25 protein-coding genes are annotated in these 26,355 nt (G+C 72.0%); 19 read left to right on the forward strand and 6 right to left on the reverse strand.

What is annotated here, in order from left to right; all coding sequences use genetic code 11:
* Positions 1-1,119: tRNA 2-thiouridine(34) synthase MnmA (gene mnmA / locus C1J00_RS05870; protein ID WP_102907967.1), on the forward strand; the 1,119-nt coding region annotated here is incomplete at its 5' end.
* A gap of 102 nt (positions 1,120-1,221) precedes the next feature.
* Here the strand turns inward: mnmA and C1J00_RS05875 are convergent.
* A complete protein-coding gene (locus C1J00_RS05875; RefSeq protein ID WP_102907998.1) occupies positions 1,222-2,004 on the reverse strand; it encodes an alpha/beta fold hydrolase in 783 nt (260 codons plus the stop codon).
* Between the two features lie 61 nt (positions 2,005-2,065).
* Positions 2,066-2,389 (reverse strand): DUF427 domain-containing protein, encoded by a 324-nt coding sequence (locus C1J00_RS05880; RefSeq protein ID WP_102907968.1) that lies wholly within the window; start codon positions 2,387-2,389, stop codon positions 2,066-2,068.
* Between the two features lie 81 nt (positions 2,390-2,470).
* On the opposite strand from C1J00_RS05880, the gene C1J00_RS05885 reads away from it, so the two are divergent.
* From C1J00_RS05885 to C1J00_RS05910, 6 genes are all read left to right on the forward strand, one after another.
* Positions 2,471-3,277, forward strand: coding sequence for a class I SAM-dependent DNA methyltransferase (locus C1J00_RS05885; protein ID WP_102907969.1), 807 nt, complete (start codon positions 2,471-2,473; stop codon positions 3,275-3,277).
* Positions 3,274-3,813, forward strand: a complete 540-nt coding sequence (locus C1J00_RS05890) for an LOG family protein (RefSeq protein ID WP_102907970.1) — start codon at positions 3,274-3,276, stop codon at positions 3,811-3,813. The genes C1J00_RS05885 and C1J00_RS05890 overlap by 4 nt, the downstream gene beginning before the upstream one ends.
* Positions 3,814-3,831: 18 nt before the next feature.
* Positions 3,832-4,530: an SDR family oxidoreductase gene (locus C1J00_RS05895; protein ID WP_102907971.1), complete on the forward strand. Its 699-nt coding sequence runs from the start codon at positions 3,832-3,834 to the stop codon at positions 4,528-4,530.
* A 31-nt stretch (positions 4,531-4,561) separates the two neighbouring features.
* Complete coding sequence (locus C1J00_RS05900) at positions 4,562-5,569, forward strand: methionine synthase (RefSeq protein WP_102907972.1); 1,008 nt, start codon at positions 4,562-4,564, stop codon at positions 5,567-5,569.
* A 15-nt stretch (positions 5,570-5,584) separates the two neighbouring features.
* Positions 5,585-7,780, forward strand: a complete 2,196-nt coding sequence (gene ligA, locus C1J00_RS05905) for an NAD-dependent DNA ligase LigA (protein ID WP_102907973.1) — start codon at positions 5,585-5,587, stop codon at positions 7,778-7,780.
* Positions 7,781-8,037: 257 nt separating this feature from the next.
* Entirely contained in the window at positions 8,038-10,311 is a 2,274-nt protein-coding gene (locus C1J00_RS05910; protein WP_102907974.1) for a putative bifunctional diguanylate cyclase/phosphodiesterase, read from the forward strand.
* Positions 10,312-10,398: 87 nt separating this feature from the next.
* Here C1J00_RS05910 and C1J00_RS05915 read toward each other — a convergent pair whose 3' ends face one another.
* On the reverse strand, positions 10,399-10,986 hold the full coding sequence (locus tag C1J00_RS05915; RefSeq protein ID WP_102907975.1) for a TetR/AcrR family transcriptional regulator: 588 nt from the start codon (positions 10,984-10,986) through the stop codon (positions 10,399-10,401).
* 86 nt (positions 10,987-11,072) lie between these two features.
* On the opposite strand from C1J00_RS05915, the gene C1J00_RS05920 reads away from it, so the two are divergent.
* From C1J00_RS05920 to gatB, 5 genes are all read left to right on the forward strand, one after another.
* Positions 11,073-11,444 carry a DUF4267 domain-containing protein gene (locus C1J00_RS05920; RefSeq protein WP_102907976.1) on the forward strand — a complete coding sequence of 124 codons (372 nt, stop codon included), beginning with the start codon at positions 11,073-11,075 and terminating at the stop codon, positions 11,442-11,444.
* Positions 11,445-11,548: 104 nt separating this feature from the next.
* Complete coding sequence (gene gatC / locus C1J00_RS05925) at positions 11,549-11,845, forward strand: Asp-tRNA(Asn)/Glu-tRNA(Gln) amidotransferase subunit GatC (protein ID WP_095936815.1); 297 nt, start codon at positions 11,549-11,551, stop codon at positions 11,843-11,845.
* 5 nt (positions 11,846-11,850) lie between these two features.
* Positions 11,851-13,353, forward strand: coding sequence for an Asp-tRNA(Asn)/Glu-tRNA(Gln) amidotransferase subunit GatA (gene gatA, locus C1J00_RS05930; RefSeq protein ID WP_102907977.1), 1,503 nt, complete (start codon positions 11,851-11,853; stop codon positions 13,351-13,353).
* Positions 13,350-13,589 (forward strand): hypothetical protein, encoded by a 240-nt coding sequence (locus C1J00_RS05935; RefSeq protein WP_030851407.1) that lies wholly within the window; start codon positions 13,350-13,352, stop codon positions 13,587-13,589. The genes gatA and C1J00_RS05935 overlap by 4 nt, the downstream gene beginning before the upstream one ends.
* A gap of 14 nt (positions 13,590-13,603) precedes the next feature.
* Positions 13,604-15,118 (forward strand): Asp-tRNA(Asn)/Glu-tRNA(Gln) amidotransferase subunit GatB, encoded by a 1,515-nt coding sequence (gene gatB / locus C1J00_RS05940; RefSeq protein ID WP_102907978.1) that lies wholly within the window; start codon positions 13,604-13,606, stop codon positions 15,116-15,118.
* A gap of 70 nt (positions 15,119-15,188) precedes the next feature.
* Here gatB and C1J00_RS05945 read toward each other — a convergent pair whose 3' ends face one another.
* Positions 15,189-15,992, reverse strand: coding sequence for an SAM-dependent methyltransferase (locus C1J00_RS05945; RefSeq protein WP_102907979.1), 804 nt, complete (start codon positions 15,990-15,992; stop codon positions 15,189-15,191).
* 190 nt (positions 15,993-16,182) lie between these two features.
* On the opposite strand from C1J00_RS05945, the gene C1J00_RS05950 reads away from it, so the two are divergent.
* The 7 genes from C1J00_RS05950 (at position 16,183) to C1J00_RS05980 (ending at position 23,985) form a co-directional block, all read left to right on the forward strand.
* Positions 16,183-16,560 (forward strand): hypothetical protein, encoded by a 378-nt coding sequence (locus C1J00_RS05950; RefSeq protein ID WP_102907980.1) that lies wholly within the window; start codon positions 16,183-16,185, stop codon positions 16,558-16,560.
* Between the two features lie 158 nt (positions 16,561-16,718).
* Positions 16,719-18,965: an MMPL family transporter gene (locus C1J00_RS05955; RefSeq protein ID WP_102907981.1), complete on the forward strand. Its 2,247-nt coding sequence runs from the start codon at positions 16,719-16,721 to the stop codon at positions 18,963-18,965.
* Positions 18,943-19,515, forward strand: coding sequence for a GNAT family N-acetyltransferase (locus C1J00_RS05960; RefSeq protein ID WP_102907982.1), 573 nt, complete (start codon positions 18,943-18,945; stop codon positions 19,513-19,515). Before C1J00_RS05955 ends, C1J00_RS05960 begins: the two co-directional genes overlap by 23 nt.
* Positions 19,516-19,590: 75 nt before the next feature.
* Positions 19,591-20,127, forward strand: a complete 537-nt coding sequence (locus tag C1J00_RS05965) for a hypothetical protein (RefSeq protein ID WP_102907983.1) — start codon at positions 19,591-19,593, stop codon at positions 20,125-20,127.
* A 197-nt stretch (positions 20,128-20,324) separates the two neighbouring features.
* The gene (locus tag C1J00_RS05970) at positions 20,325-20,510 is read left to right on the forward strand and encodes a hypothetical protein (protein ID WP_102907984.1); all 186 of its coding nucleotides are present in this window, start codon (positions 20,325-20,327) and stop codon (positions 20,508-20,510) included.
* A gap of 128 nt (positions 20,511-20,638) precedes the next feature.
* A complete protein-coding gene (locus tag C1J00_RS05975) occupies positions 20,639-23,752 on the forward strand; it encodes a helix-turn-helix transcriptional regulator (RefSeq protein WP_102907985.1) in 3,114 nt (1,037 codons plus the stop codon).
* Between the two features lie 47 nt (positions 23,753-23,799).
* Positions 23,800-23,985 (forward strand): DUF6191 domain-containing protein, encoded by a 186-nt coding sequence (locus C1J00_RS05980; protein WP_102907986.1) that lies wholly within the window; start codon positions 23,800-23,802, stop codon positions 23,983-23,985.
* Between the two features lie 15 nt (positions 23,986-24,000).
* Here C1J00_RS05980 and C1J00_RS05985 read toward each other — a convergent pair whose 3' ends face one another.
* Both C1J00_RS05985 and C1J00_RS05990 read right to left on the reverse strand, forming a co-directional pair.
* On the reverse strand, positions 24,001-25,170 hold the full coding sequence (locus C1J00_RS05985) for a PQQ-dependent sugar dehydrogenase (protein ID WP_102907987.1): 1,170 nt from the start codon (positions 25,168-25,170) through the stop codon (positions 24,001-24,003).
* A 183-nt stretch (positions 25,171-25,353) separates the two neighbouring features.
* Positions 25,354-26,352, reverse strand: coding sequence for an aldo/keto reductase (locus tag C1J00_RS05990; RefSeq protein WP_102907988.1), 999 nt, complete (start codon positions 26,350-26,352; stop codon positions 25,354-25,356).
* Positions 26,353-26,355 lie beyond the last annotated feature (3 nt).

Raw genomic sequence — 26,355 nt, forward strand, 5'->3', positions numbered from 1 at the left:
CCGCAGCGCCCCCGCCCCCTCCGCGTCCTGGCCGCCATGTCCGGCGGTGTCGACTCCGCCGTAGCCGCCGCCCGCGCGGCCGAAGCGGGCCACGACGTGACCGGCGTCCACCTCGCGCTCTCCGCCAACCCCCAGTCCTTCAGGACCGGCGCGCGGGGCTGCTGCACCATCGAGGACTCACGCGACGCCCGCCGCGCCGCGGACGTCATCGGCATCCCGTTCTACGTGTGGGACCTCGCCGACCGTTTCCGCGAGGACGTCGTCGAGGACTTCGTCGCCGAGTACGAGGCCGGCCGCACCCCCAACCCCTGCCTGCGCTGCAACGAGAAGATCAAGTTCGCCGCCCTCCTCGACAAGGCGCTCGCGCTGGGCTTCGACGCGGTCTGCACGGGCCACTACGCCCAGGTGATCGTGCGCGAGGACGGCACCCGCGAGCTGCACCGCGCCTCCGACATGGCCAAGGACCAGTCGTACGTCCTCGGCGTCCTGGACGACCGGCAGCTCGCCCACGCGCTGTTCCCGCTCGGCGACACCGTCACCACCAAGGACGAGATCCGCGCCGAGGCCGAGCGCAGGGGCCTGGCCGTGGCCAAGAAGCCCGACTCGCACGACATCTGCTTCATCGCCGACGGCGACACCCAGGGCTTCCTCGCCTCCCGCCTCGGCAAGGCGGAGGGCGACATCGTCGACGAGTCCGGCGCCAAGCTCGGCACGCACGAGGGCGCGTACGGCTTCACGATCGGCCAGCGCAAGGGCCTGCGCATCGGCACCCCGGCCCCCGACGGCAAGCCGCGCTACGTCCTCGACATCTCGCCGGTGGACAACACGGTGACCGTCGGCCCCGCGTCCGCCCTGGACGTCAGCGCCCTCACGGCCGTCAAGCCCCGCTGGTGCGGCGCCGCCCCCACCGGCCCCGGCACCTACACGGCCCAGCTGCGCGCCCACGGCGGCGAGACCGAGGTGACCGCGGAACTCGTCGACGGCTCCCTGGAGGTCACCTTCGCCGAGCCCGTCCGCGGCGTCGCCCCCGGCCAGGCGATCGTGCTGTACGACGGCACGCGCGTGGTGGGCTCGGCGACGATCGCGGCGACGACCCGGGAGACGGCCGGGGTGGCCTGATCCCGCCGCGGCAGCCGGGGGCGGGCTCCACACGCGCGTGCCCCCGTGCCGCCCGTCTCGGTCCCGGCCAAGCACCCCGTCGGTCTCGGCCGAAGAACTCCGTCAGTCCCGGCTGAAGAACTCCGTCAGCACCGGCGCCAGCACGTTCGGCTCGACCATGTGCGTCTGCCCCTGGAGCGTGCGGTACGTGCCCTCGGGGACGGAGTCCGCGATCGCCTTGGCCGCCTCGCGCAGCCAGGCGGGGCTCGCGTCGCCCGCGACCGCCAGGACGGGCACGCCGACCGAGCCCAGCCGGGAACGGGGGACCCGGCCGTCGCCCATGACGGCGTCGTCGTAGGCGAGACTCAGGGCCATCGTCTCCATACCGGCCCACATGGGGGACTGGCGGGCGCCCTGGATCACCCCCTCGGCCAGGCCCGTCAGCCGCAGGAACAGTTCGACCGCGTCCCCGCGCCGCCCCTCGCCGAGCGCCTCAGTCAGCCGCTCGGTGTACTGTGCACGCTCTCTGGCGCCCTCCTCGGACATCGCGAACGGCGTCTCGTAGACGGCCACGCGCCGCACCGGCAGTCCGCCGGCCGCCGCCTCCAGGGCCAGTGCCCCGCCCGAGGAGATGCCGTACAGGAGTGCCTCGCCGCCCACCGCCTCGATCACCGCGGCCAGGTCCTCGATCTCACGCTCCACGGCGTACGGCGCGGTGTCCGCGCTGGCGCCGCGGCCCCGGCGGTCGTACACGACGGCCTGGAAACGCTCCGCGAGCGACACGGCCAGCGGCGCCAGGGTGCCGCCCGTCGACATCGCGCCGCTCACCAGAATCACCGCGGGACCGCGTCCGGTGCTCTCGTAGGCGATGCGGGTGCCGTCGCGCGAAAGGATCTTCTTGTCCATGCTCATGCAGACTGCCGCACGGCGCGGTGTTCATCGGTGAGGCGGGCGGCGCGTCAGCCGATCAGAACACTTCCACCTCGTAGAAGCACAGGTGGTCCTTGATCTCGGCGACGTCCGGCCTCGGGTCCGGATACGCCCAGACGAGGTCCGCCGCGTCCGGCAGCGACCAGTAGGAGGCGGTGCCCTTGAACGGGCAGTACGTCTGCGCGCCGGACGGCGTCAGCAGGTCCAGCCGCACGTCCTCACGCGGGATGTAGTACCGCTCGGGACAGCCGGTCTCGCGCAGTACCAGCGACCGGTCGCTCTCCGCCAGCACCTGCCCGCCGTGCACCACGCGCACGTGCCGGTCGCTGCGCTCGACGGTGATGCGATGCCCTTTGGTCACGATCGCCCCTCCTTGGGTAGCCGACTCCTCCCGTACAGCGCAGGCTGAAGCGGAGTTCTTCCCTCGCCGCAGGAGGCCCCCATGCGCGCCAAGGAACCGGCTGCCGGAAACCGCTCCCGCCTGCTTCACCAGGTCCGGTACGCCCTGCACCACCCTAGGCGGGTGCCCGCGCACGCCCGGCGTGCGGTGCGCGACGCATGGCTGCGGCTGCGCCATCCCGACCACATCGCGTACTACCGGGCCGTGATGGCCTCGGACGCGGCCCGCAGTGCCGAGGCGGCGGTGGGGCACAACCCCTCACGCGAGCAGTGGGCGCGGATCGGGCGCATGCAGTTCGACTACCTGATGGGCCACGGCCTCCAGCCGCACCACCGCATGCTGGAGATCGGCTGCGGCAACCTGCGCGCCGGGCGGCTGTTCATCGACCATGTCGACACCGGGCACTACTACGGCATCGACATCTCGCCGCACATCCTGCTCGCCGCCCAGGACACCCTGGTGGCCGAGAGGCTCCAGCCCAAACTGCCCTACCTGGCACTCGCCGGCGACCTCACCTTCGCCTTCCTGCCCGACGCCCACTTCGACGTCGTACACGCGCACAGCGTCTTCTCGCACTCGCCGCTGCACGTCATCGAGGAGTGCTTCGCCCACGTCGGGCGGATCCTCGCGCCCGGCGGCTTCTTCGACTTCACCTTCGACCGCACCGAGGGCGAGGAACACCAGGTCCTGCACGAGGACTTCTACTACCGGACGCGTACCCTCACCGAACTCGCCGCGCTGCACGGTCTGGACGCCCGGTTCATGGACGACTGGGAGCGCCTGCCCCATCGGCAGTCCAAAATGCGGGTGACCGCCACGGCGGACCGGGCCCGTACGGTGGGCCCATGAACATCTGTGTCTTCCTGTCCGCCGCCGACCTCGACGAGCGCTACACCCGCCCCGCGCGGGAGTTCGCCGAGCTGCTGGGCAAGGGCGGTCACACGCTCGTGTGGGGCGGCTCCGACGTCGGCCTCATGAAGGTGGTCGCCGACGGGGTGCAGGAGGCGGGCGGCCGGCTGGCCGGTGTCTCCGTGCAGTTCCTCGCGGCCAAGGCCCGCCCGGGCGTCGACGAGATGGTCGTCGCCAAGGATCTCGCCGAGCGCAAGAAGCTGCTCCTGGAGAGGGCCGACGCCGTGGTGATCATGGTCGGCGGCACGGGCACGCTCGACGAGGCGACCGAGATCCTGGAGCTGAAGAAGCACGGGCACACCGACAAGCCGGTGGTCCTGCTCAACACCGCGGGCTTCTACGACGGCCTGAAGGAGCAGTTCCGCCGCATGGACGCCGAGGGCTTCCTGCCCCGCCCCCTGACCGACCTGGTGTTCTTCGCCGAGGAGCCGGTCGGGGCGCTGGCGTACCTGGAGGAGAGCCGGGGCATCGCGTGATCCGGCTCTGATGCGAGCATGGCGGACATGGCTACTCATGTGATCACCGGAGCCGGCTCCGGCATCGGCGCGGCCGTGGCCCGCCGCCTGCACGCGCGCGGGGACGACCTCGTGCTGCACGCGCGGGACGCGGGCCGCGCCAAGGAACTGGCGGCCGAGTTCCCCGGAGCACGGACCCTGGTCGGCGACCTCGCCGACCCCGACCGGCTCTCCTGGGCCTTCTCCCACCAGTCGCTGCCGGACCGCGTGGACTCGCTGCTGCACATCGCCGGCGTGGTCGACCTCGGCCCGGTCGGCGAGCTCACCCCGAAGGCGTGGCGCCACCAGCTCAACGTCAACCTGATCGCCCCCGCCGAGCTGACCCGCCACTTCCTGCCCCAACTGCGCGCCGCCCGCGGCCACGTGCTCTTCGTCAACTCCGGCGCAGGCCTCAACGCACACGCCGGCTGGTCCGCGTACGCCGCCTCCAAGCACGGCCTGAAGGCTCTCGCCGACTCCCTGCGCCACGAGGAGCACGCCGCCGGAGTCCGCGTCACCTCGGTCTACCCCGGCCGCACGGCCAGCCCCATGCAGGCCAAGGTGCACCAGCAGGAGGGCAAGGAGTACGACGCCGCGCGGTGGATCGACCCGGAGTCGGTCGCCACGACGATCGTCATGGCCCTGGACCTGCCGCGGGACGCCGAGGTCAACGACCTGACCGTGCGCCCTGGAGGCTGACCCCGCTCAAGACGCTGCGTAGGCTTCTGGGGTGAGCGAAAACAGCCAGTTCAGGTTCGGCACGGCCACCGGCGTGGGATCCATGCCGGGCGGCGACGCCCGGGAGGCCGCCAAGACCGTCACCGGCATCTTCGAGGACTTCCCCTTCCTGCCCGAACTGCCCGCCCGGGGCCCCGGCGCGGACATGATCGGGCGGACCGCCGGGATGCTCGTCGAGCTGTACGCGCGCGTGGAGCCCAGCGGCTGGCGGCTCGGGGACCGGCCGGGGCGCGACACCAAGCGGGCCCGCTCCTGGCTCGGCGAGGACCTCGACGCCCTGGAGGAGTTCACGCAGGACTACGAGGGCCCGCTGAAGGTCCAGGCCGTCGGCCCCTGGACCCTCGCGGCCAACCTGGAGCTGCGCGGCGGGGAGGCCGCCCTCTCCGACCCCGGAGCCTGCCGCGACCTAGCCGCCTCACTCGCCGAGGGGCTGCGTCTGCACCTTGCCGAGGTGCAGCGGCGGATCCCGGGCGCGCAGCTCGTCCTCCAGCTCGACGAGCCGTCCCTCACCGCCGTCCTGCGCGGGCAGGTCAAGAGCGCCAGCGGCTACCGCACCCACCGGGCCGTCGACCGGCAGGTCGTCGAGCAGACGCTGCGCGACCTCGCCGGGATGCACACGGCCGGCCCGGTCGTGGTCCACTCCTGCGCCCCCGACGTGCCGTTCGCCCTGCTCCGCCGGGCCGGCGCGGCCGCCGTCTCCTTTGACTTCTCCTTGCTCACCGAACGTGACGACGAGACGATCGGGGAAGCGGTGGAGGGCGGGACCCGGCTCTTCACCGGTGTCGTCCCGGGCACGGAGGGCCCATTGTCAGACCCTGCCGGTAGCGTCATGGGTGTCAGGACGCTGTGGCGCAGGCTGGGGCTGTCTCCAGGGCTTCTCGCGGAGGCGGTCACGGTCACCCCGGCGTGCGGACTCGCGGGGGTCTCCCCGGGGTACGCGCGTACGGCTCTCGCGCACTGCGCCCGGGCGGCGAGATCCCTCGCGGACAACCCAGAGTAACGGGAGGACGACACGGTGGCCGGCGACAAGCAAGCGGAGACGACGACGGTGCCCGCAGAGGCACGGGAGAAGCACGCGCGCCTCGCGGAGCAGATCGAGGAGCACCGCTTCCGCTACTACGTGAACGACGCTCCCGTCGTCAGCGACGCGGAGTTCGACCAGCTGCTGCGTTCCCTGGAGGCGCTGGAGGAGGAGCACCCCGAGCTGCGCACGCCGGACTCGCCGACCCAGAAGGTCTCCGGGTCCTATGAGACCGAGTTCACGGCGGTCCGGCACCACCAGCGCATGCTCTCCCTCGACAACACGTTCAACGACGAGGAGATGGCCGCCTGGACGGAGCGCATCGCCAGGGAACTGGGCGAGCAGGAGTACCACTTCCTGTGCGAGCTCAAGGTCGACGGGCTCGCGGTGAACCTCACCTACGAGCACGGCCGCCTCACCCGCGCCGCCACCCGCGGCGACGGCCGCACCGGCGAGGACATCACGCCCAACGTGCGCACGATCGCCGAGATCCCCGACCGCCTCAAGGGCGACTCCGTCCCCGACCTCGTGGAGATCCGCGGCGAGGTCTACTTCCCGATGGAGAAGTTCCAGGAGCTCAACGCCCGCCTCGTCGAGGCCGGCGACAAGCCCTTCGCCAACCCGCGCAACGCGGCCGCCGGTTCACTGCGCCAGAAGGACCCGCGCGTCACCGCCACCCGCCCGCTGCACATGGTGGTCCACGGCATCGGCGCCCTGGAGGGCTTCACCGGCCTCACCCGCCTCTCCCAGGCCTACGACCTGCTCAAGACGTGGGGCCTGCCCACCTCCCGGCACAACAAGGTGGTCGACGGCCTGGAAGGTGTACGGGAGTTCATCGCCTACTTCGGCGAGAACCGCCACTCCGTGGAACACGAGATCGACGGCGTGGTCGTCAAGCTCGACCAGATCCCCCTCCAGGGCCGCCTCGGCTCCACCTCGCGTGCCCCGCGCTGGGCGATCGCGTACAAGTACGCGCCGGAGGAGGTCAACACCAAGCTCGTCAACATCCGGGTGGGCGTGGGCCGTACCGGCCGCGTCACCCCCTACGCCCAGGTCGAGCCGGTCACGGTCGCGGGCTCCGAGGTCGAGTTCGCCACGCTGCACAACCAGGACGTGGTCAAGGCCAAGGGCGTCCTCATCGGGGACACGGTCGTGCTGCGCAAGGCCGGTGACGTCATCCCGGAGATCCTCGGCCCGGTCGCCGACCTGCGTGACGGCACCGAGCGGGAGTTCGTCATGCCCGGCGAATGCCCCGAGTGCGGCACGCCGCTGCGGCCGATGAAGGAGGGCGACGTCGACCTGCGCTGCCCCAACGCCCGCACCTGCCCGGCCCAGTTGCGCGAGCGCCTGTTCTACCTCGCGGGTCGCAAGGCGCTGGACATCGAGCACTTCGGCTATGTGGCGGCGGCGGCCCTCACCGCGCCGCTGGAGCCGAAGGACCCGCCGCTGGTCGACGAGGGCGACCTGTTCGACCTCACCATCGAGCAGCTGCTGCCCATCAAGGCGTACGTCCTCGACCCGGACAGCGGGCTGCCCAAGCGCGATCCGAAGACCGGCGAGGAGAAGGTCGCCACGATCTTCGCGAACCAGCAGGGCGAGCCCCGCAAGAACGCGGTCGCCATGCTGGAGAACATCGCGGCGGCCAAGGAGCGCCCCCTGGCCCGCGTCATCACCAGCCTGTCGATCCGGCATGTCGGACCCGTCGCGGCCGAGGCGCTGGCCCGCGAGTTCCGCTCGATCGAGCGGATCGACCAGGCCAGTGAGGAGGAGCTGGCGGTCACCGAGGGCGTCGGACCAACCATCGCCGCCTCCCTCAAGCAGTGGTTCGCCGAGGACTGGCACCGCGACATCATCCGCAAGTGGAAGGCCGCCGGCGTCCGCATGGAGGAGGAGAGCACCGGCGAGGACGAGGGGCCGCGCCCGCTCGAAGGGCTCACCGTCGTCGTCACCGGCACCCTCGAAAACTTCACCAGGGACGGCGCCAAGGAGGCGCTGCAGAGCCGTGGAGCGAAGGTGACCGGCTCGGTTTCGAAGAAGACGTCGTTCGTCGTCGTGGGGGACAGTCCCGGATCGAAGTACGACAAGGCGATGCAGCTGAAGGTTCCGGTCCTGAACGAGGACGGTTTCGGCGTCCTGCTGGAGCAGGGACCACAAGCCGCGGCCGAAGTCGCCCTTTCGGCCGAGGAGTAGCGGTTGAAGGCCACCCGTTCGGCGCATACCAGATGCATACGGGTGGCCGAGCTCATTCGGGCAACCGTCGGCGACCGCTGCCCGTGGAAGCCTTCTGCGGCCTACTGTTGAGATGTGCGCCTGCCGTGCCCAACCGCGGTCGGGGCATCTTCGTGTTCGCACAGAGCGCGGGGAACGGTTTTCGGGCGCGGGCCGTTGAGGGATGTCGGGCACCGGGCCGCGGGGCGTGGGCACCGCCGGCTGTGAGAGGGACGGGAATGGAACCGACCGAGAGCGCCGTGCCGGTCTCGCGGCTGCGCCGTGTGGCGGTCGCGTGGCGTGCAGTCCGTGGGGCCGTACGGCCGGCGGGGCGTCCGGGAGCGGAGGCGCGCGCCGTCGGACAGTACACCCCGGACAGGCGCGGTGACGGGGGGCGCGCCGTGGACGGCCCCGGCGCACAGCCGATCACCGAACACCCGCCCCCACTGGCCGGCGCGGACGACCCGGACGGCGAGCGGCACCAGTCCTGGCCCGCGCTGCCCGCCGCAGTCGTCGCGGCGGCCGGGTTCGTCCTGGGCGCCGGCTTCTACCGCGCCTTCACCGGCGGCCACGCGCTCTTCCCGTCGGGCACTCCCGGCTGGGCGCTGGCCGTGCTGACCGGCACCATCGTCGGTCACCTCGTCATGCTGGGCCGCTCCCGCTGGTGGGGCGGTACCGGCTCGGGCGCCGCCCTCACCCTCGCCGTGCTGCTGCTCTACGGCTGGGTTCCGGCCGGCATGGTCAGCCTCACCGTCGTCGTGCTGGTGGGCGTGGCCCGCCGCAACCGCTGGCGCCAGGGGGTGCTGCACGGCGCCGTCGACCTCCTCGGCATCGGCGCCGGCGCGTTCGTGCTGGGCCTCTTCACCACCGTGCCGTCCGTCGAGACCCCGGCGGATCCCGCCGCGTGGACGCTGGCCACGGCACCCCAGGTGGCCCTGGTCGCCGTCGCCTACCTGATGGTCACCCGCGTCCTGCTCTGGTATCTGCACGCGCCGCGCCCCGGGCTGCCCACCGTCGCCCGCACCGCCCTGGTCAGACAGGGGCTGGTCGCCGTCGCGCTGCTCGGCATCGCGCCGCTGGTCTGCGTGGTCGCCGTGGCCAAGCCGATCCTGCTGCCGCTGTTCTCCATCCCGCTGATCGCCCTGGACTCCACCCTGTGGATAGCCCGGGCCCGAGCCGAGGAGCAGCTGCGCGACCCGCTGACGGGGCTGCCCAACCGCCAGTGGCTGCTGGAGCGCATCTGGACCGCGCTGGACGACGCGGAGCGGATCGACGCCCGCGCCGCGCTGATGCTGATCGACCTCGACCGGTTCCGGTCGGTCAACGACACGCTCGGTCATCTCGCCGGTGACCGGCTGCTGCTGCAGATCGCCGACCGGCTGCGGGTGGCGCTGCCGCGCGGGGCGGAGGCCGCCCGGCTCGGCGGTGACGAGTTCGCCGTCTTACTGCCGGTGGCCGACTCCACGACGTCCGCGACCCGGATCGCCCGCAACCTCGTCGCCGCCCTCAGCTCCCCCCTCGACCTCGACGGCCTCACCCTCGTCCTGGAGGCCAGCGCCGGAGTCGCCGTCTTCCCCGACCACGCCCTGGACGCCGAAGGGCTGCTGCGGCGGGCGGACGTGGCGATGTACCAGGCGAAGCGGGACCGCACCGGCGTCGAGGTCTACGAGTCCAAGCGGGACTCCAACACCCCCGACCGTCTCGGCCTGCTGGGCGATCTGCGCCGCGCCCTCGACGCGCGTGAGGTGCATCTGCACTACCAGCCCAAGGTCCGCTTCGACGGGCAGGTCGCGGGTCTTGAGGCGCTGGTCCGCTGGGTGCACCCCGAGCGGGGCAAGGTCCCGCCGGACGAGTTCATAGCGATCGCCGAGTCCTCGGGCCTGATGCCCCACCTCACCGAGTACGTGCTGGAAACCGCGCTCGGCCAGGTCGCGCGCTGGCGGGAACAGGGCCTGTTCGTCCCGGTCGCGGTGAACGTCTCCCCGCGCGACGTGCACACCCCCGGCTTCGCCGGCTCCGTCGCCGCCCGGCTGGCCCGGCACGGAGTCCCGGCGGGAGCGCTCCAACTGGAGATCACCGAGCACGTCCTCCTGGAGGACCCGCAGCGCGCCGCCGACACCCTCAACCAGCTGACCGCGCACGGCGTGAAGATGTCCCTCGACGACTTCGGCACGGGCTACTCCTCGCTGGTGCACCTGCGCCGGCTCCCGGTCAGCGAGCTCAAGATCGACCGTTCGTTCGTGGCACGCCTCGCGGTCGACACCGAGGACGCCGAGATCGTGCGCTGCACGGTCGATCTGGCACACTCCCTCGGCCTGCTCGTCGTCGCCGAGGGCGTCGAGGACGACGAGACCTGGGAACGCCTGCGCGACCTCGGCTGCGACGCGGTCCAGGGCTGGCTGGTCGCGGCGGCGATGCCTCCGGACGAGACCACGGCCTGGCTGCGGGCGCGGGGCCCCCGGGGATGGCAGCGCCCGCGCGCAGCGCTCCCCGCTGCGACGGCCGACGAGTGACCTGCCCGTCCGCTGTTCCGCTCGACCTGTTCGCCTGTACCGCCCGCCCTGCTCACCCTTCCTGCAAGAGGTGATCGGGACGGGCGCTCAGCCCGTGCCCTGGGGCACGAAGTGGCTGATCAGGAGCGCCAGCCGTCGATCGTGCGCTTCCTCGGGCAGCCGGCCACTGCGCATCAGGGTCACCAGCCCGTGCAACCCGGCCCAGTACGTCTCCGTTAGCGCTCCCATGTCCTCACCCTCGGCCGCGATCGGCCGGACGGCCTGCAACAGCTCGCCGAAGGCGTCCTGGAGGGCCGCCGGCGCCTCGGGGGTGGCGAAGGGCAGGTCCACGGCGAGCGTGAAGATCACGTCGTAGAGCGCGGGCCGCCGCCGGGCGAAGGCGGTGTACGCGCGGCCCACGGCCGCCAGTGCCTCGCGGGAGCTCCCGGCCGCCGTGCGCGCCGCCCGCAGCTCCTCGGCCAGCTCCTCGCAGCCCTGCACCGCCACCGCCGCCATGATCGCGCCCTTGCCCTTGAAGTGGCTGTAGAGGACCGGCTGGCTGTACTCGATCTCGTCGGCGAGCCGCCGTGTGGTCACCGCGTCCCAGCCCTCCGCCTCGGCCAGTTCCCGCGCGGCCGTCACGATCAGCCGCTCGCGTTCCGCTCGTTCGCGCTCCCGGCGCGTCTGGATCGTCATGGCGTGATTCTAGCATCGCTAGCGTTCCTGTCGGCGCTCTGCTAGCTTCGCTCTTGTCCCTAGCGCTGCTAGAAACGGAGAAGGACATGACCGTCACCGCGTACACCCTGGCCGTCGTGCTCAACCTGTTCTGCCTGTTCCTCGGCTACCGGTTCCTGTTTCAGCCCGGCCCCTCCGCCGCCGGTTACGGCGTTCCGGCCGACCCCGGCGGCGATGCCGGCGCCTATCTGACGATCAAGGGCCTGCGGGACGGAACCCTCGGGCTGGTCGGTCTGGCACTGCTCGCCTTCGCGGGGGCCCGGGCCGAGGCCTGGTTCATGCTCGCCGTGGCGCTCATACCCCTCGGCGACACGCTGATAGTGCTGCGCCACGGCGGTGCGAGGGCGGTGGCCTTCGGGATTCACTTCGCCACCGCGGTCGTCATCCTGATCACTGCCGGACTGCTCTTCGCGGTCTGAGCGAGCACCGTGAGCCTCCGGGGCGGCAAACTGTTTCACGGGCACGGTCTCCCGCCCCATAGGATTGGGCCACACCACATTCACTCACCCCTGAGGATCGCTGCATGCCTGGCATCACGCGCGAGGAGGTCGCCCACCTCGCCCGGCTGGCGCGTCTGGAGCTGAAGCCCGAAGAGCTCGACCACTTCGCGGGACAGCTGGACGACATCATCGGCGCGGTCGCCCGCGTCAGTGAGGTCGCCGACCAAGACGTACCGCCGACCTCACACCCGCTCCCGCTGACGAACGTCATGCGCGTGGACGAGGTCCGTCCGTCGCTCACCCCCGAGCAGGCGCTCTCCGGCGCCCCGGCCCAGGAGCAGCAGCGTTTCAAGGTGCCGCAGATCCTGGGGGAGGACTAACCGCAATGACGGACAACGTCACCATCATCAAGCTCACGGCCGCCGAGACCGCCGCGAAGATCGCCTCCGGCGAACTCACGGCCGTCGAGGTCACCGAGGCCCACCTCGCCCGCATCGAGGCCGTCGACGAGAAGGTGCACGCCTTCCTGCACGTCGACCGCGAGGGCGCCCTCGCCCAGGCCCGTGCCGTGGACGAGAAGCGCGAGCGCGGCGAGAAGCTCGGCCCGCTGGCCGGCGTGCCCCTGGCGCTGAAGGACATCTTCACCACCGAAGGCGTGCCCACGACCGTCGGATCGAAGATCCTCGAAGGCTGGATCCCGCCGTACGACGCGACCGTCACCAGGCGGCTCAAGGCCGCCGACGTCGTCATCCTCGGCAAGACCAACATGGACGAGTTCGCCATGGGGTCCTCCACCGAGAACAGCGCCTACGGCCCGACCGGCAACCCCTGGGACCTGACGAAGATCCCCGGCGGTTCCGGCGGCGGTTCGTCCGCCGCGCTGGCCTCCTTCCAGGCCCCGCTCGCCATCGGCACGGACACCGGCGGCTCCATCCGCCAGCCCGCCGCCGTCACCGGCACGGTCGGTGTGAAGCCGACGTACGGCGGGGTCTCCCGGTTCGGCATGGTCGCCTTCTCCAGCTCCCTCGACCAGGGCGGGCCCTGCGCCCGTACGGTCCTGGACGCGGCGCTGCTGCACGAGGTCATCGCAGGGCACGACCCGCTCGACTCCACGTCCATCGACGAGCCCGTCCCGGCGGTCGTCGAGGCCGCCCGCAACGGCTCGGTCCAGGGCATGCGCGTCGGCGTCGTCAAGCAGTTCCGCGGCGAGGGCTACCAGGCCGGCGTCATCCAGCGGTTCGACGAGTCCGTCGAGCTGCTCAAGGAACTGGGCGCCGAGATCGTCGAGCTGGACTGCCCGTCCTTCGACCTCGCGCTCTCGGCGTACTACCTGATCGCCCCGTCCGAGTGCTCCTCCAACCTCGCCCGCTTCGACGGCCTGCGCTACGGCCGGCGGACCGGCGACGACGGCACGCACTCCGCCGAGGAGGTCACCTCCCTCACCCGCGAGGCCGGCTTCGGACCCGAGGTCAAGCGCCGCATCATGCTCGGCACCTACGCGCTCAGCTCCGGCTACTACGACGCGTACTACGGCAGCGCCCAGAAGGTCCGCACGCTCATCAAGCAGGACTTCGACAAGGCGTTCGAGCAGGTCGACGTGATCGTCTCCCCGACGACCCCGACCACCGCCTTCGCGATCGGCGAGCGCGCCGACGACCCGATGGCGATGTACCTCGCCGACCTGTGCACCATCCCGACCAACCTGGCGGGCAACGCGGCCATGTCGCTGCCGTGCGGCCTCGCCCCGGAGGACAACCTCCCGGTCGGCCTGCAGATCATCGCCCCCGTCATGAAGGACGACCGCCTGTACAAGGTGGGTGCGGCCGTCGAGGCCGCCTTCGTGGAAAAGTGGGGCCACCCGCTGATCGAGGAGGCTCCGTCGCTGTGAGCGCACTGTCCAAGGCCAAGGGCTTCAAGAAGTCCAAGTCCGGTCTGTACATCTCGATGGCCACGTCGGCGTTCGGCGCCGTCGGTGTCTACAAGCAGATCAAGAAGGCCCGCGGAGACAACGACACGCTGCGGCTGCTCGACGCCGTCGTGACCGGAGCCGCGGTCGTCACCAACCTGGCCATTCTCTATCGCGAGCTGAAGCAGCTGGGCGACGACGACGTTCTGCTGGGCTGAGAGGGAAGTTCACCGTGACCACCACGACCGACCTGGTGTCGTACGAGGACGCACTCGCGTCGTACGACCCCGTCATGGGCCTTGAGGTCCATGTCGAACTCGGCACCAAGACCAAGATGTTCTGCGGCTGTTCGACCGCCCTCGGCCAGGACGCCAACACGCAGACCTGCCCGGTCTGCCTCGGCCTGCCCGGCGCGCTGCCGGTCGTCAACGCGACCGGCGTCGAGTCCGCCATCAAGATCGGTCTCGCGCTGAACTGCGAGATCGCCGAGTGGTGCCGTTTCGCCCGGAAGAACTACTTCTATCCGGACATGCCGAAGAACTTCCAGACCTCCCAGTACGACGAGCCGATCGCCTTCAACGGCTACCTCGACGTGCAGCTGGAGGACGGTGAGACCTTCCGCGTGGAGATCGAGCGCGCGCACATGGAGGAGGACACCGGCAAGTCGACGCACGTCGGCGGCGCCACCGGCCGTATCCACGGCGCGTCCCACTCCCTGCTCGACTACAACCGCGCCGGCATCCCGCTCATCGAGATCGTCACCAAGCCGATCGAGGGCGCGGGCGAGCGTGCCCCCGAGGTCGCGCGGGCCTACGTCCGTGAGCTGCGCGAGCTCATCAAGGCGCTCGGCGTCTCCGAGGCCCGGATGGAGATGGGCCAGATGCGCTGCGACGTGAACCTGTCGCTGCGCCCGCACGGCACCGAGAAGTTCGGCACCCGCTCGGAGACGAAGAACGTCAACTCGCTCCGGTCCGTGGAGCGCGCGGCCCGCTTCGAGATCCAGCGGCACGCCGCGGTGCTGTCGTCCGGCGGCACGATCATCCAGGAGACCCGGCACTTCCACGAGGACACGGGGTCGACGACCTCGGGCCGGGTGAAGGAGGAGGCCGAGGACTACCGGTACTTCCCGGAGCCCGACCTCGTCCCGGTGGCCCCGTCCCGCGAGTGGGTCGAGGAGATCCGGGCCGGACTGCCCGAGCTGCCGCTGGTCCGCCGCAGCCGGCTCCGCGAGGAGTGGGGCGTCTCGGCCACCGACATGCAGGCGATCCTCAACGCCGGTGCGCTGGAGCCGATCGTCGCCACGATCGAGGCCGGGGCCGACGCGGCCTCCGCCCGCAAGTGGTGGATGGGCGAGCTGGCCCGCAGCGCCAACGAGTCGGGCAAGACGCTCGACGAGCTGGCGATCACGCCGGCGCAGGTCGCCCGGGTCGCCGAGCTCGTCGCCAAGGGCGATCTGAACGACAAGCTGGCCCGGCAGGTCATCGAGGGCGTCCTCGCGGGCGAAGGTACCCCGGACGAGGTCGTCGACAAGCGCGGCCTGAAGGTCGTCTCCGACGAGGGCGCGCTCACCACCGCCGTCGAGGAGGCCATCGCCGGCAACCCGGGCGTCGCGGACAAGATCCGCGGCGGCAAGGTGGCCGCGGCCGGAGCGCTGGTCGGTGCGGTCATGAAGGCGACCCGGGGACAGGCCGACGCGGCACGCGTCAAGGAGCTGATCCTGGAGAAGCTGGGCGTCAGCGAGGGCTGACCTCTCGTGGACCCGACGAGGGGGGACGCGCCGGACCCGGTGCGTCCCCCCTCGTCATTCACTCAGTCACTCAGAGGCGGCGGCCGACGACCCGGACGAAGCCGAGTGTCTCGCCCCTGTCGAGGCGCAGCATCTCGGCGCACTGCCCGGCCATCCGGACGTGCCACTCGTCCGTGCTCTCGTCGGCCACGACCTCGCACCAGCGCAGCCAGTCGCGCCAGCCGTCCTCCAGCCAGTCCGCCGTCTCGACCGCCACGGCCCCGCTGCGGGTCCAGTGACGGCGCCACCAGGCGGCGGTGTGGAAGCACCAGAACCCGGGTTCCCAGTACGGCTTGAGGTGCTCCGGCGGTTCGACGCCGTCGATCTCCTCGCGCAGCGCCGGTACGACGACGCCGATCCGCCCGCCTGGCTTCAGCAGGCGCGTCAGCTCGGGCAGGTACAGGTCGTTGGTGCCGAAGTACTGGTAGGCGTCGATCGAGACGATCGTGTCGAAGCTGTTCTCGCCGAACGGCAGGTCGTGAGCCTCGGCGAGCACGGGCAGGACCCGGTCGGCGACACCCGCCTCGGCGATGCGCCCGGCGTTCTCGTCGGGCTTGACCCACAGGTCGGCCGCGGTGACCGAAGCGTCGTACTCCTTGGCGAGGAAGACCGACGTCATGGCACGGCCGCAGCCCAGGTCGAGCACGCGGGAGCCGGGGGCGAGGGTGTCGAGTCCGAGAGCCGGGGCCAACCACTCCAGCAGCCACAGCGCGTGCGGGCCCATCTGGTTGTCGATGGTCCAGCGGGCGTCGTAGCCGTTGCTGCGCGGGTAGCCGGGGTGGCTCACACGGTCAGAGAGGGGGTCGTTCGAGGTCCGGGAAGTGATGTCCGACATCGGTGGACGGGCTCCTTGAGTCCTTGAAGAAGAAAGGGGATGCGTGGGAGCTCGGTCGGACCGTCAAACAATGCACCTGCTTCGGCCGGGCGGCGGGAGGCCGCGGGCATTCCTCGGACCAGCGGACGCTAACAGCCGGCCCTCGGCCCCGCACCCTGTTTTCGACGCCCGGCGCGCTACCGTTTCGGCCATGAGTGGACGCGCTGATTCCGGCACCGATCCAGAGATAGCGGACTCGGAGGCGGCTGCCGGACGGGACGAGCGCGAGGACGCGGGGGAGGGCGACGACCCGACGGAGGCCGACCACCCGGCGGAGGGCGAGGGAGACGCGCGCCGGGCCCGCTGGACCGCGGCGGGCACGGGCGCCGCACTGGCCCTGGCGGGCCTCGCCGCGGCGCTGCTCCGCCTCACCCGCTCCGCGCCGGCACTCGTCCCGGCCGCTTACGCCGGCGGGGCCGCCGTCTGCGCTGCCGCCGCCGTGCTGGGCTCGCGCGGCCGTACCCGGCGCGCGCTGTGGCTGCTGATCGCGGGCGCGATGGTGATGGCGCTGGGGGACCAGTTCGACTGAGTCCGGCCGCTGTGAATAAGCCCACGAAACCGACAAATGATCTCGTCGGTTTGTCAGAGTGGCAGCGCATTGCTCATGCGTTCTTTGCTGGCTGTTCAGTTCATGTACGACTGTTCCCGGCCAAAGATCCACACAAGGCAACACCGGGAGCACGTTTCGTGGCAGCCCTCGCACGCTGGTGTGTCCAGCGCCGTCTGCTCAGCGTCCTGCTGTGGCTCCTCGCGTTCGCCGGGGTCGCCGCCGGCGCCGCCGTCGCCGGCACCACGTACTCGAACGACTACCAGGTCCCCGGCACCGAGTCGGGCCGCGCCACCGAGTTGCTGCACGAGGGCTTCCCGCAGCTCGGCGGGGACAGCGACACCGTCGTCTGGCACACCGCCTCCGGCAGCGTCCGCGCCGTCGACGTCGAACAGACGATGACCCGCATCCTGGACCGGATCGAGGATCTCCCCGGGGTGGCTTCGGTCGCCGGCCCCTACGACGGACCCGGCACGGGCCGTATCAGCGACGACGGCCGCACGGCGTACGCCTCGGTCACCTTCGACGACCGGGCCGAGGACATCGCCGAGGGCGAGGCGCGGGCCGTCGTCGACACCGCCAAGAGCGCCGAGACCGACGGACTCCGGGTGGAGCTGGGCGGCAGCGCCGTAGCGCTCACCGAGTCCTCCGGCGGGCACCTCGCCGAGATCGTCGGCGTGATCGTCGCCGCGCTGGTGCTGTTCCTCGCCTTCGGCTCGCTCGCCGCCTCCCTGCTGCCCATCGCCACCGCCCTGGTCGGCGTCGGCACCGCCTACGCCGGGATCGTACTGCTCGGGCACGTCATGACCGTCGCTGACTTCGCACCCATGCTGGGCATGCTCGTCGGGCTCGGCGTCGGCATCGACTACGCCCTGTTCATCGTCACCCGGCACCGTCGCGGGCTGAAACGCGGGCTGTCCGTCACCGAGGCCGCCACCAACGCCGTCGCGACCACGGGACGGGCGGTCGTCTTCGCGGGTGCCACCGTTTGCATCGCGCTGCTCGGCATGCTGATCCTCCGGCTGAGCTTCCTCAACGGCGTCGCCATAGCGGCCGGCCTCACCGTGATCCTCACCGTCGCCGCCTCCGTGACCCTGCTGCCCGCCCTGCTGTCCTTCATAGGCATGCGCGCGCTCAGCCGCCGGGAGCGTCGCCGCCTCGCCGAGCACGGGCCGCAACCCGAGGTGCCCACCGGCTTCGCCGCCCGCTGGTCGGCCTTCGTGGAACGCCACCCCAAGGTGCTGGGCATGGTCGCCCTGGCCATCATGGCCGTCCTCGCGCTGCCCACCTTCTCCCTGCACCTCGGCACCTCCGACCAGGGCAACGGCCCGAAGACCGCCACCACCCGCCAGGCCTACGACCTCCTGGCCGACGGCTTCGGCCCCGGTGTGAACGGCCCGCTCACCCTCGTGACGAAGGTCGACGGAGCCGACGACAAGCTCGCCCTGGACAACCTCGACGGCACACTCCGCGCCACCGACGGCGTCGCCTCGGTGACCCCGGTGACGTTCGACTCCGGTGGCCACACCGCGTACCTCGGCGTCGTCCCGGAGTCCTCCCCGCAGTCGAAGGACACCAGTGACCTCGTGGACCGGCTGCGCGGCGAGGTGCTGCCGCGCGCCGAGTCGGGCACCTCGCTCGACGTGCAGGTGGGCGGCATGACGGCCGGCTACGACGACTTCGCCGACGTCATCGTCTCCAAGCTGCCGGTGTTCGTCGGGGTCGTCATCGGCCTGGGCTGCCTGCTCCTCCTGCTCGCCTTCCGCTCCGTCGGCATCCCGCTGAAGGCCGCCGCGATGAACGTCGCCGCCGTGGCATCGGCCTTCGGGGTGGTGGTCGCGATCTTCCAGTGGGGCTGGGGCAGCGAACTGCTCGGCCTCGGCAGCGCGGGGCCCATCGAGCCCTTCCTGCCGGTGATCATGGTGTCGGTGCTCTTCGGCCTCTCCATGGACTACCAGGTCTTCCTGGTCAGCCGGATGTACGAGGAGTGGCTGGAGACCGGCGACAACCGGCGGGCCGTGCGCGTCGGCCTCGCCGAGACCAGCCGGGTGATCAACTCGGCGGCGGTCATCATGATCTCCGTCTTCCTGGCCTTCGTGCTCAGCGGCGACCGGGTGATCGCCATGTTCGGCATCGCCCTGGCCGCCGCCGTCGCCCTGGACGCCTTCGTCCTGCGCACCCTCCTCGTCCCGGCCCTGATGCACCTGCTCGGCGGCGCCAACTGGTGGCTGCCCCGCTGGCTGGACAAGCGCATGCCGCGCATCAGCATCGAGCCGCCCGAGAGCCGCGCCGCCCATGAGAGGCTGGCCGCCGCGACGGACGCCGAGGTGGCGGACGTCCTGGCGGAGGAGGAGCGGCAGCGGGATGTACGCGATATCCCTGGGTGACGACGCCGAGCTGAGGCCCCTGGAACCCTGGCACGCCGGGGAGTTCCTGGCGCACCTGGAGCGGGGGCGCGAGTTCATCGGGCAGTACATCCCGTTCGGGTCGAACGAGACGGACCTGCTCTCGGCCCGGGCCAAGCTCCAGCACTACGCCGCCCTGCGCGCCGCCGACACCGGCTCCCTGCACGGCCTGTGGCTGGAGGGGACGCTGGTGGGCGGGGTGCTGTTCCTGAACTTCGACGCGGCGGCCGGGAACTGCGAGGTCGGCTGCTGGCTGGAGCCGGCCGGAACGGGCCGGGGTCTGGTCACGCGCGCGATGCGGGTCCTCATCGACTGGGCCGTCGAGCAGCGCGGCATCCACCGCGTCGAATGGGTCGCCGCCTCCGGCAACCAGCCGAGCCTGAACGTGGCGCGACGCCTCGGCATGACCCGGGATGGTGTGCGACGCCAGGCCCACCCCTATGGTGGCCTACGGCACGATCTCGAAGTCTGGTCGGTGCTGGCGCCCGAGTGGCGCGCCGCACGCGCGCGTGCCGCTCACCACGATCATTGACAGAGCCGCGCGCCCGCGTGCCGCTCACAACGATCATTAAGAGACTTCTCAGACAGCGACCCTACGGTGCGAGACATGGCAACGAACGCAGTGGACGAGACCGAGGCCACCCAGGCCACGACCGACGAGAAGGCGGTGGACACCACCAAGTCCGACGAGGTGCCCCAGACCGAGGTCCCGGCCGCGGCCGAGGACGCGCCGACCAAGGAGGAGAGCCCCTCCGGCGTCGGCCAGGGCGCCGCCGCCGTGGTCTCCGCCGCACTGGGCGTCGTCTCGCTCACCGGCAGCTGGATCGGCACCGTCGCCTCAGCGCGCCAGAACCTCGTCGGCCAGCTGGAGACCGCGCAGAACGCGGGCGTCGCCCAGCAGATCCAGGCGGTCTACGGCGACGCCTGGCAGACCACCGCCCTGTGGGGCGGCCTGTTCGCGCTGATCGCGCTGGTCGTCGGCGTCGCGACGCTCGCCCGGCCCGCCTTCGGCACGCCGGGCAGGATCCAGGCTTCCTGGATCAAGTCCGTCGCCTGGGCGGGAGTCGCGCTCGGCGTCATCGGCCTGCTCCTGGCCGTCCTCAAGTACACCGGCGTCCTGCTCGGGCTGCCGTCCGCGAGCTGAGAGCCCGCGCATCCCGAGGGGTCTCAGGCGGTTCCGTAAGCACCTTACGGAGCCCCTGAGGCCCCTCAGTCGCGTCTAAGGCCCCTCCCGGCGCCGAAGATGCGGAACTCTCCCGATGTGGCGGCCCCGTCTGGGAGACGAGAGTGAGGTCATCGCGGAGAAACACTCCGTGACCGGCCTCTCCTCAAGGACACACCATGCACGAGTACGTACTCCAGCAGCTGCGCACCTCCGACCTCATCCGCCGGGCCGACCACGAGCGCCTGGTCCGCGAGGCGACCCGGACCCGCCGCGCGGCCCGCCACGAGGCGGACACGGACGCCGCCGAGCACGAAAGCCATAGCCGCCGTTTCCGGCGGCCGCGGTTCGCCCGGACCGCGTGAACACCGGGGCGGGACCGGCCCCGGCCGTGGCCGTCCGGGAGGCAGCGGCCGTCGTTTCCGCGGGAACGACGGCCGCTGGTCCGGCCGTTGCGCGGAAAACCGGTGCCGCGCCGTCGGACCCGCGTGCGATGCTCGGGGCCGTGGAGACCCGGTCCGTCAGCCCCCTGTTCGTCGGCCGTGCCGAGGAACAGGGCACGCTGCACGACGCGCTCGCGCGCGCCCACGAGGGCGAGCCGCAGGCGCTGCTCATCGGCGGGGAGGCCGGAGTCGGCAAGACCCGCCTGGTCGAGGAGTTCGCCGCCGCCGCCCGCGGCCGTGGGGCGGTGGTCGCGGTCGGCGGCTGCGTGGAGATCGGCGCCGACGGGCTGCCCTTCGCTCCCTTCTCCACCTCGTTGCGCGCCCTGCGCCGCGAACTCCCCGGCGAGCTGGCCGCCGCGGCCGCCGGCCAGGAGGAGGAACTGGCCCGGCTGCTGCCCGAGCTGGGCGAGTCGAGGGCCGGGAGGCACGACGAGGACGGCATGGCCCGCCTCTTCGAGCTGACCGCCCGCCTGCTGGAGCGAGTCACAGCCGAGCACACCGTCGTCCTCGCCCTGGAGGACCTGCACTGGGCCGACGCCTCCACCCGCCATCTGTTCTCCTACCTCATCCGCACCCTGCGCACCGGCCGCCTCGTCATCCTCGCCACCTACCGCTCCGACGACATCCACCGCCGCCACCCGCTCAGGCCGCTGCTCGCCGAACTCGACCGGCTCCGCACGATCCGCCGCCTCGAACTCGCCCGCTTCAACCGCGACGAGGTGGGCCGGCAGATCGCCGGGATCCTCGCCCGGGAACCCGAGCCGGACCGGGTCGACGCGATCTTCGAACGCTCCGACGGCAACGCCTTCTTCGTCGAGGAACTCGCCGTCGCCGCCCACGAGGGCTGCCGGGCGGGCCTGACGGACTCCCTGCGCGATCTGCTGCTCGTCCGTGTTGAAGGACTGCCGGAGGCGGCCCAGCAGGTCTCCCGGATCGTCGCCGAGGGCGGCTCCACCGTCGAGCACCGGCTGCTGGCCGCCGTCGCCCGGCTTGCCGAGGACGACCTCATCGAGGCACTGCGGTCCGCCGTGAACGCCGGCATCCTCGCCCCCGCACCCGGCGACGACGGCTACCGCTTCCGCCACTCGCTGGTCCGCGAGGCCGTCAGCGACGACCTGCTCCCCGGCGAACGCTCCCGCCTCAACCGCCGCTACGCCGAGGCCCTGGAGAGCGACCCGTCCCTCGTCCCCGCCGACGAGCGGGCGACGCGCCTGGCCAGCTACTGGTACCACGCCCACGACGCCGCCAAGGCCCTGCCCGCCGTCCTCGAAGCCTCCGTCGCGGCCCGCCGCCGCCACGCCTACGCCGAGCAGCTGCGGCTCCTGGAACGGGCGATGGAACTGTGGGACTCCGCTCCCGACGCCGTACGCCGGACCCTGCGCCCCGTCGACTACACCGAGGTCTACCCTCCCCCACTGCCTGAACGGCGCGGGGGGACCCTCAGCGGTTGTGACGCGGCCACCACCGCCCTGCGCTACCTGGACCTGCTGGCCGAGGCGGCTGTCGCCGGACGGCTCTGCGGGGAGCGCGAACGCGCCCTGAAGATCACCAAGCGGGCACTGCGCCTGCTGCAGGACGAGGACGACCCTCCCTCGAGCTCCCGACCGCGATCGGGCAGGGGAGACCCTCAGCGCGCCGCCTGGTTCTGGATCCAGCGCTCCCGGCTGGTGCAGCGGCTCGCCCGGGGCGACGGCTGGAAGGAGATCGCCACCGCGCAAAACCTGGTCCGCGGCCTGCCACCGTCCGAGGTGCACGCCGAGGTTCTGGCCACGGCCGCACACTGGTCCATGCTCCGCGAGCCCGGCCCCGACACCCTGGCGGCCGCCGAGCGGGCCGTCGAGTACGCGCGCATGGTGGGCGCCGACGAGATCGAGTCGAACGCCCGGCTCACCCTCGGCGGGCTCATGGTCGAGGCCGGGCAGATCGAGGCCGGGCTGGCCCACATGTACGAGGTCAGGGAGGAGGTCGTGGCCCGTGGTCTCGCGGCCGTCGTGGGCCGCAGCCATGTGAACCTCCCCTCCGCCCTGGAAGGCATCGGGCGCTCCGAGGAGTCCGTGGACATCCTGCGCGAGGGCCTGCGGCTCACCCGCAGGATGGGACTGACCGAGTCCGAGGGCTGGGTCCGGGGCAATCTCGCCGAGTCGCTCATCTCCCTGGGCCGCTGGGACGAGGCCGCGAAGGCGGCCGTCAGTGCCCAGCGGCTGGGCCGGAAGGCCGCTCCGTACGGGTCCGGCGCCAACAGCCTGGCCTTCCTCGCACTCGCCCGCGGCGAGGTGGCCGAGGCCGCCCGCCACCTCGCCGACGCCCGCGCCTCCTACGGCCCGCACGACCCCATGCCACAGCACGACCTGCCGGTCTCCTGTCTGACCGTCGCCGTCGCCGCCGCCGAGGGACGCCTGGCCGACGCCCGCACCGAACTGGACCGCACCCTGGAGTCCGGCTTCCCGCTCGGCACCCAGCGCTACGCCTGGCCGCTGCTGCTCCACGCGGCCACCGCCGAGGCCGACGCCCGGACCCTGCCCGCCGCCCGCGCCGGCCGCGAGCAGGTACTGGACGGCATCTTCTCCGCCGTCAAGCGCCTCACCACCCACGCCCCCGTCTGGTACGCCCACGAACAGTGGGTCCGCGCCGAACTCCACCGCTCCGAGGACCGGAGCACCCCGGACGTCTGGTCGGAGGTGGTCACCGCCTTCGAATCCCTGGGCCGGCCCTACGACCTCGCCCGCGTCCGGTACCGCCTGGCCGAGTCCCTGCTGGCGGGCGGCGGCGAGGACGAGCGCGATCGCGCCGCGGAACTGCTCCGCCTCGCCCACGCCGCCGCCCGCCACCTCGGCGCACGGCCGCTCGCCGACGCCGCCACCGCTCTCGGCCGGCGCGCCCGCCTCCCGCTCGCGCCCGCCGCGGCGACCGGCCCCGCGCCCGCCGACCCCGCCGAGGCCCTGGGCCTCACCAGCCGGGAACGGGACGTGCTGCGCCTGGTCGCCGCCGGCCACACCAACCGCCGCATCGCGGAGCAGCTGTTCATCTCGCCGAAGACCGCGAGCGTCCACGTCTCCAACATCCTGGGCAAACTCGGCGTCTCAGGGCGGGGCGAGGCGGCGGCGGTGGCGCACCGGCTGGGACTGTTCCCGGCCGAACTGCTCATGCCCGGCCCGGCCGGCTGAGGCATACGCTGTAAGGACGGCGCGGCTCGGCGGCTCAGGGAGGCTCCGTGTTCAACGTGTTCGAGGAACTGTTCTCACCGGGGCGCAAACACACCCGCGACGAGCAGAACCGCCTGGAACTGACTCGCGAGGACGTCGGGGACGGCGACCCCGGACGCGGACCGATAGACCTCACGTCCGGGAAGGTCGTCGTACGCCCGTCCGAGGAGGAGGCGGAGAACCCGGGGAACTAGGCCGGGACGCGGTCTCTACTTCACCCGCAGCTCCAGGATCCGGTCGTCCCCGTCCTCCGGGTTGCCCCGGCCGTCCGTGTTGCTGGTCACCAGCCACAGCCGGTCGCCGCCCGCCGGCACCACCGTGCGCAGCCGGCCGTACTCGCCCTCCAGGAAGGCCTGAGGCTCGGCCGAGGCCTCGGTGCCGTTCAGGGGGATGCGCCACAGCCGCTTGCCGCGCAGGCCCGCCATCCAGACCGACCCCTCGGCGTAGGCGATGCCGCTGGGGGAGGCCTCGGCCGTGGTCCACTGGTCGACCGGGTTGTGGAACTCCCCGTCGTCGGACCGGCCCTCGGCCTCCGGCCAGCCGTAGTTGTCGCCCGGCTTGATCGCGTTGAGCTCGTCCCAGGTGTCCTGGCCGAACTCCGAGGCGAACAGGCGCTGCTTGCCGTCCCAGGCGAGGCCCTGCACATTGCGGTGGCCGTAGGAGTACACCGGCGAGTCAGGGAAGGGGTTGCCCGGCGCGGGCTCGCCCTCCGGGGTCAGACGGAGGATCTTGCCGCCCACGGAGTCCTTGTCCTGGGACAGGCCGGTGTCGCCGCTCTCGCCCGTGCCCACGTAGAGCATCTTGTCCGGCCCGAACTCGATGCGGCCGCCGTTGTGGATGAAGCCCTTGGGGATGCCCCGGAAGACCGTGTCGGGCGCTCCGAGCTGCTCGCCGGAGGGCTTCTGCTCGTCGTAGATCATGCGGACGATGCGGTTGTCGGAGGCCGAGGTGAAGTACGCGTAGACCATGTGATCCGAGGCGTAGTCGGGGGACAGGGCGATCCCGAGGAGGCCGCCCTCGCCGGCCGCCGAGACCCCCGGCACCTCGCCCAGTTCGGTCTTCTTGCCGGTCTTCTCGTCGACCCGGACGATCGTCCCCTCGTCCCGGGAGGCGACCAGCAGACCGCCGCCCGGCAGCGGAGCGAGCCCCCAGGGTGACTCCAGGCCCTCGGCGACGGTGCGCACCACCGTCACCGAGCCCTGGGCGGGCGGTGTCTCCCCGGCGGACTGCCGCGGCGGCGCGGAGGACCCCGGCGCCGTACGGCCCGGGGAGGCGCTCTCGTCCTTGCCGGACGAACCTCCGCCGTCGGAGGAGCAACCGGCCGTCAGCAGGAGCGCGGCGGCCAGCACGGTCGGGACGGCTCGACGTGGCACGATCATGGTCCCTTCGACGGGGCAGGTCCTCTCCCTGTCATACACCGCTCGCGGCTCCCAGGTTCCCGATCACGGAACGCCGAACCAGGAACACGGGGTTTGCCCGAAACGCGCCTCGCCCAAGGGGTCCTTTCACCACGCCCGTCCGGGTCGCGCGGCCTGATCGGACGGGCGTGGTGAAAGGACCCCTCAGTCCCACGATCCCTGGGCGGGAGGCAGCTCACCTATCTCCCCGAGATCGTCGGAGGTCAGGCGCAGCGCCGCCGCGGCCGTGTTCTCCGTGACCCAGCGCTCCTGCTTCGCACCCGGGACGGGGACCACGTGCGGGCCCTGGGCCAGCACCCACGCGAGGGCGACCTGGGCGGGCGTGACGTCCGTGCCGTGCCGGCGGGCCACGCGGCGCAGGCCCGCGACGACCGGCTGGTTCGCGGCCATCATCTCGGCCGTGAAGCGGGGGTGCCGGGCGCGCGGGTCGTCCGCCTCGAAGCCCGCTCCGGGCCGCAGCCGGCCGGTCAGGAAGCCGTTGCCCAGCGGCATCGCGGCGAGGAAACCGACGCCTCGCGTCCGGCACCAGGGCAGCAGGGTCTCCAGCGCCTCGGGCGACCACACCGACAGCTCCGCCTGCACCGCGCTCACGGGGAAGACCTGCTGCACCCGCTCCAGCTGCCGAATCGTTCCGTCGTGCAGCCGGGCCCCGGTGCGGCGGCCGGCCCGCGCCCCCACCGCGCACAGGCCCAACGCCCGTACCTTCCCCGCCTGGACGAGCTCCGCCATCGCGCCCCAGGTCTCCTCGACCGGCACCTCGGGGTCGGCCCGGTGCAGCTGGTAGAGGTCGATGACGTCCGTCTGCAGCCGCCGCAGCGACGCGTCGCAGGCCCGCTTCACGTACCCGGGGCGGCCGTTGGCGACGATGTGCTGGTCGCCCACGAGCAACCCGACCTTCGTCGACACGAACGCGTCGGACCGCCGCTCCTTCAACGCCCGCCCCACCAGCAGCTCGTTGGTGAAGGGGCCGTACATGTCGGCCGTGTCCAGCAGGGACGCGCCCAGGTCGAGTGCCCGGTGCACCGCCCTGAGCGACTCGTCGCCGCGCCGCCTCGACGCGCTGTAGGCCCAGCTCATCGGCATGCACCCGAGTCCGACGGCCCCCACCGCGAGCGCCGCCGCGCCGATCGTCCTGCGCTCCACCTG

It is taken from the genome of Streptomyces cahuitamycinicus, from assembly GCF_002891435.1.
In the GTDB taxonomy this organism is placed as follows: Bacteria; Actinomycetota; Actinomycetes; order Streptomycetales; family Streptomycetaceae; genus Streptomyces; species Streptomyces cahuitamycinicus.

Bases quoted from the DNA above. Each gene is read 5' to 3' on its own strand.
- C1J00_RS05875 (WP_102907998.1), bottom strand. From the start codon at position 2,004: ATGGACAAGAAGATCCTTTCGCGCGACGGCACCCGCATCGCCTACGAG.
- C1J00_RS05885 (WP_102907969.1), top strand. From the start codon at position 2,471: ATGCGCGCCAAGGAACCGGCTGCCGGAAACCGCTCCCGCCTGCTTCAC.
- C1J00_RS05890 (WP_102907970.1), top strand. From the start codon at position 3,274: ATGAACATCTGTGTCTTCCTGTCCGCCGCCGACCTCGACGAGCGCTAC.
- C1J00_RS05895 (WP_102907971.1), top strand. From the start codon at position 3,832: ATGGCGGACATGGCTACTCATGTGATCACCGGAGCCGGCTCCGGCATC.
- C1J00_RS05910 (WP_102907974.1), top strand. From the start codon at position 8,038: ATGGAACCGACCGAGAGCGCCGTGCCGGTCTCGCGGCTGCGCCGTGTG.
- C1J00_RS05915 (WP_102907975.1), bottom strand. From the start codon at position 10,986: ATGACGATCCAGACGCGCCGGGAGCGCGAACGAGCGGAACGCGAGCGG.
- C1J00_RS05920 (WP_102907976.1), top strand. From the start codon at position 11,073: ATGACCGTCACCGCGTACACCCTGGCCGTCGTGCTCAACCTGTTCTGC.
- gatC (WP_095936815.1), top strand. From the start codon at position 11,549: ATGCCTGGCATCACGCGCGAGGAGGTCGCCCACCTCGCCCGGCTGGCG.
- gatA (WP_102907977.1), top strand. From the start codon at position 11,851: ATGACGGACAACGTCACCATCATCAAGCTCACGGCCGCCGAGACCGCC.
- C1J00_RS05945 (WP_102907979.1), bottom strand. From the start codon at position 15,992: ATGTCGGACATCACTTCCCGGACCTCGAACGACCCCCTCTCTGACCGT.
- C1J00_RS05950 (WP_102907980.1), top strand. From the start codon at position 16,183: ATGAGTGGACGCGCTGATTCCGGCACCGATCCAGAGATAGCGGACTCG.
- C1J00_RS05960 (WP_102907982.1), top strand. From the start codon at position 18,943: ATGTACGCGATATCCCTGGGTGACGACGCCGAGCTGAGGCCCCTGGAA.
- C1J00_RS05965 (WP_102907983.1), top strand. From the start codon at position 19,591: ATGGCAACGAACGCAGTGGACGAGACCGAGGCCACCCAGGCCACGACC.
- C1J00_RS05970 (WP_102907984.1), top strand. From the start codon at position 20,325: ATGCACGAGTACGTACTCCAGCAGCTGCGCACCTCCGACCTCATCCGC.
- C1J00_RS05975 (WP_102907985.1), top strand. From the start codon at position 20,639: ATGCTCGGGGCCGTGGAGACCCGGTCCGTCAGCCCCCTGTTCGTCGGC.
- C1J00_RS05985 (WP_102907987.1), bottom strand. From the start codon at position 25,170: ATGATCGTGCCACGTCGAGCCGTCCCGACCGTGCTGGCCGCCGCGCTC.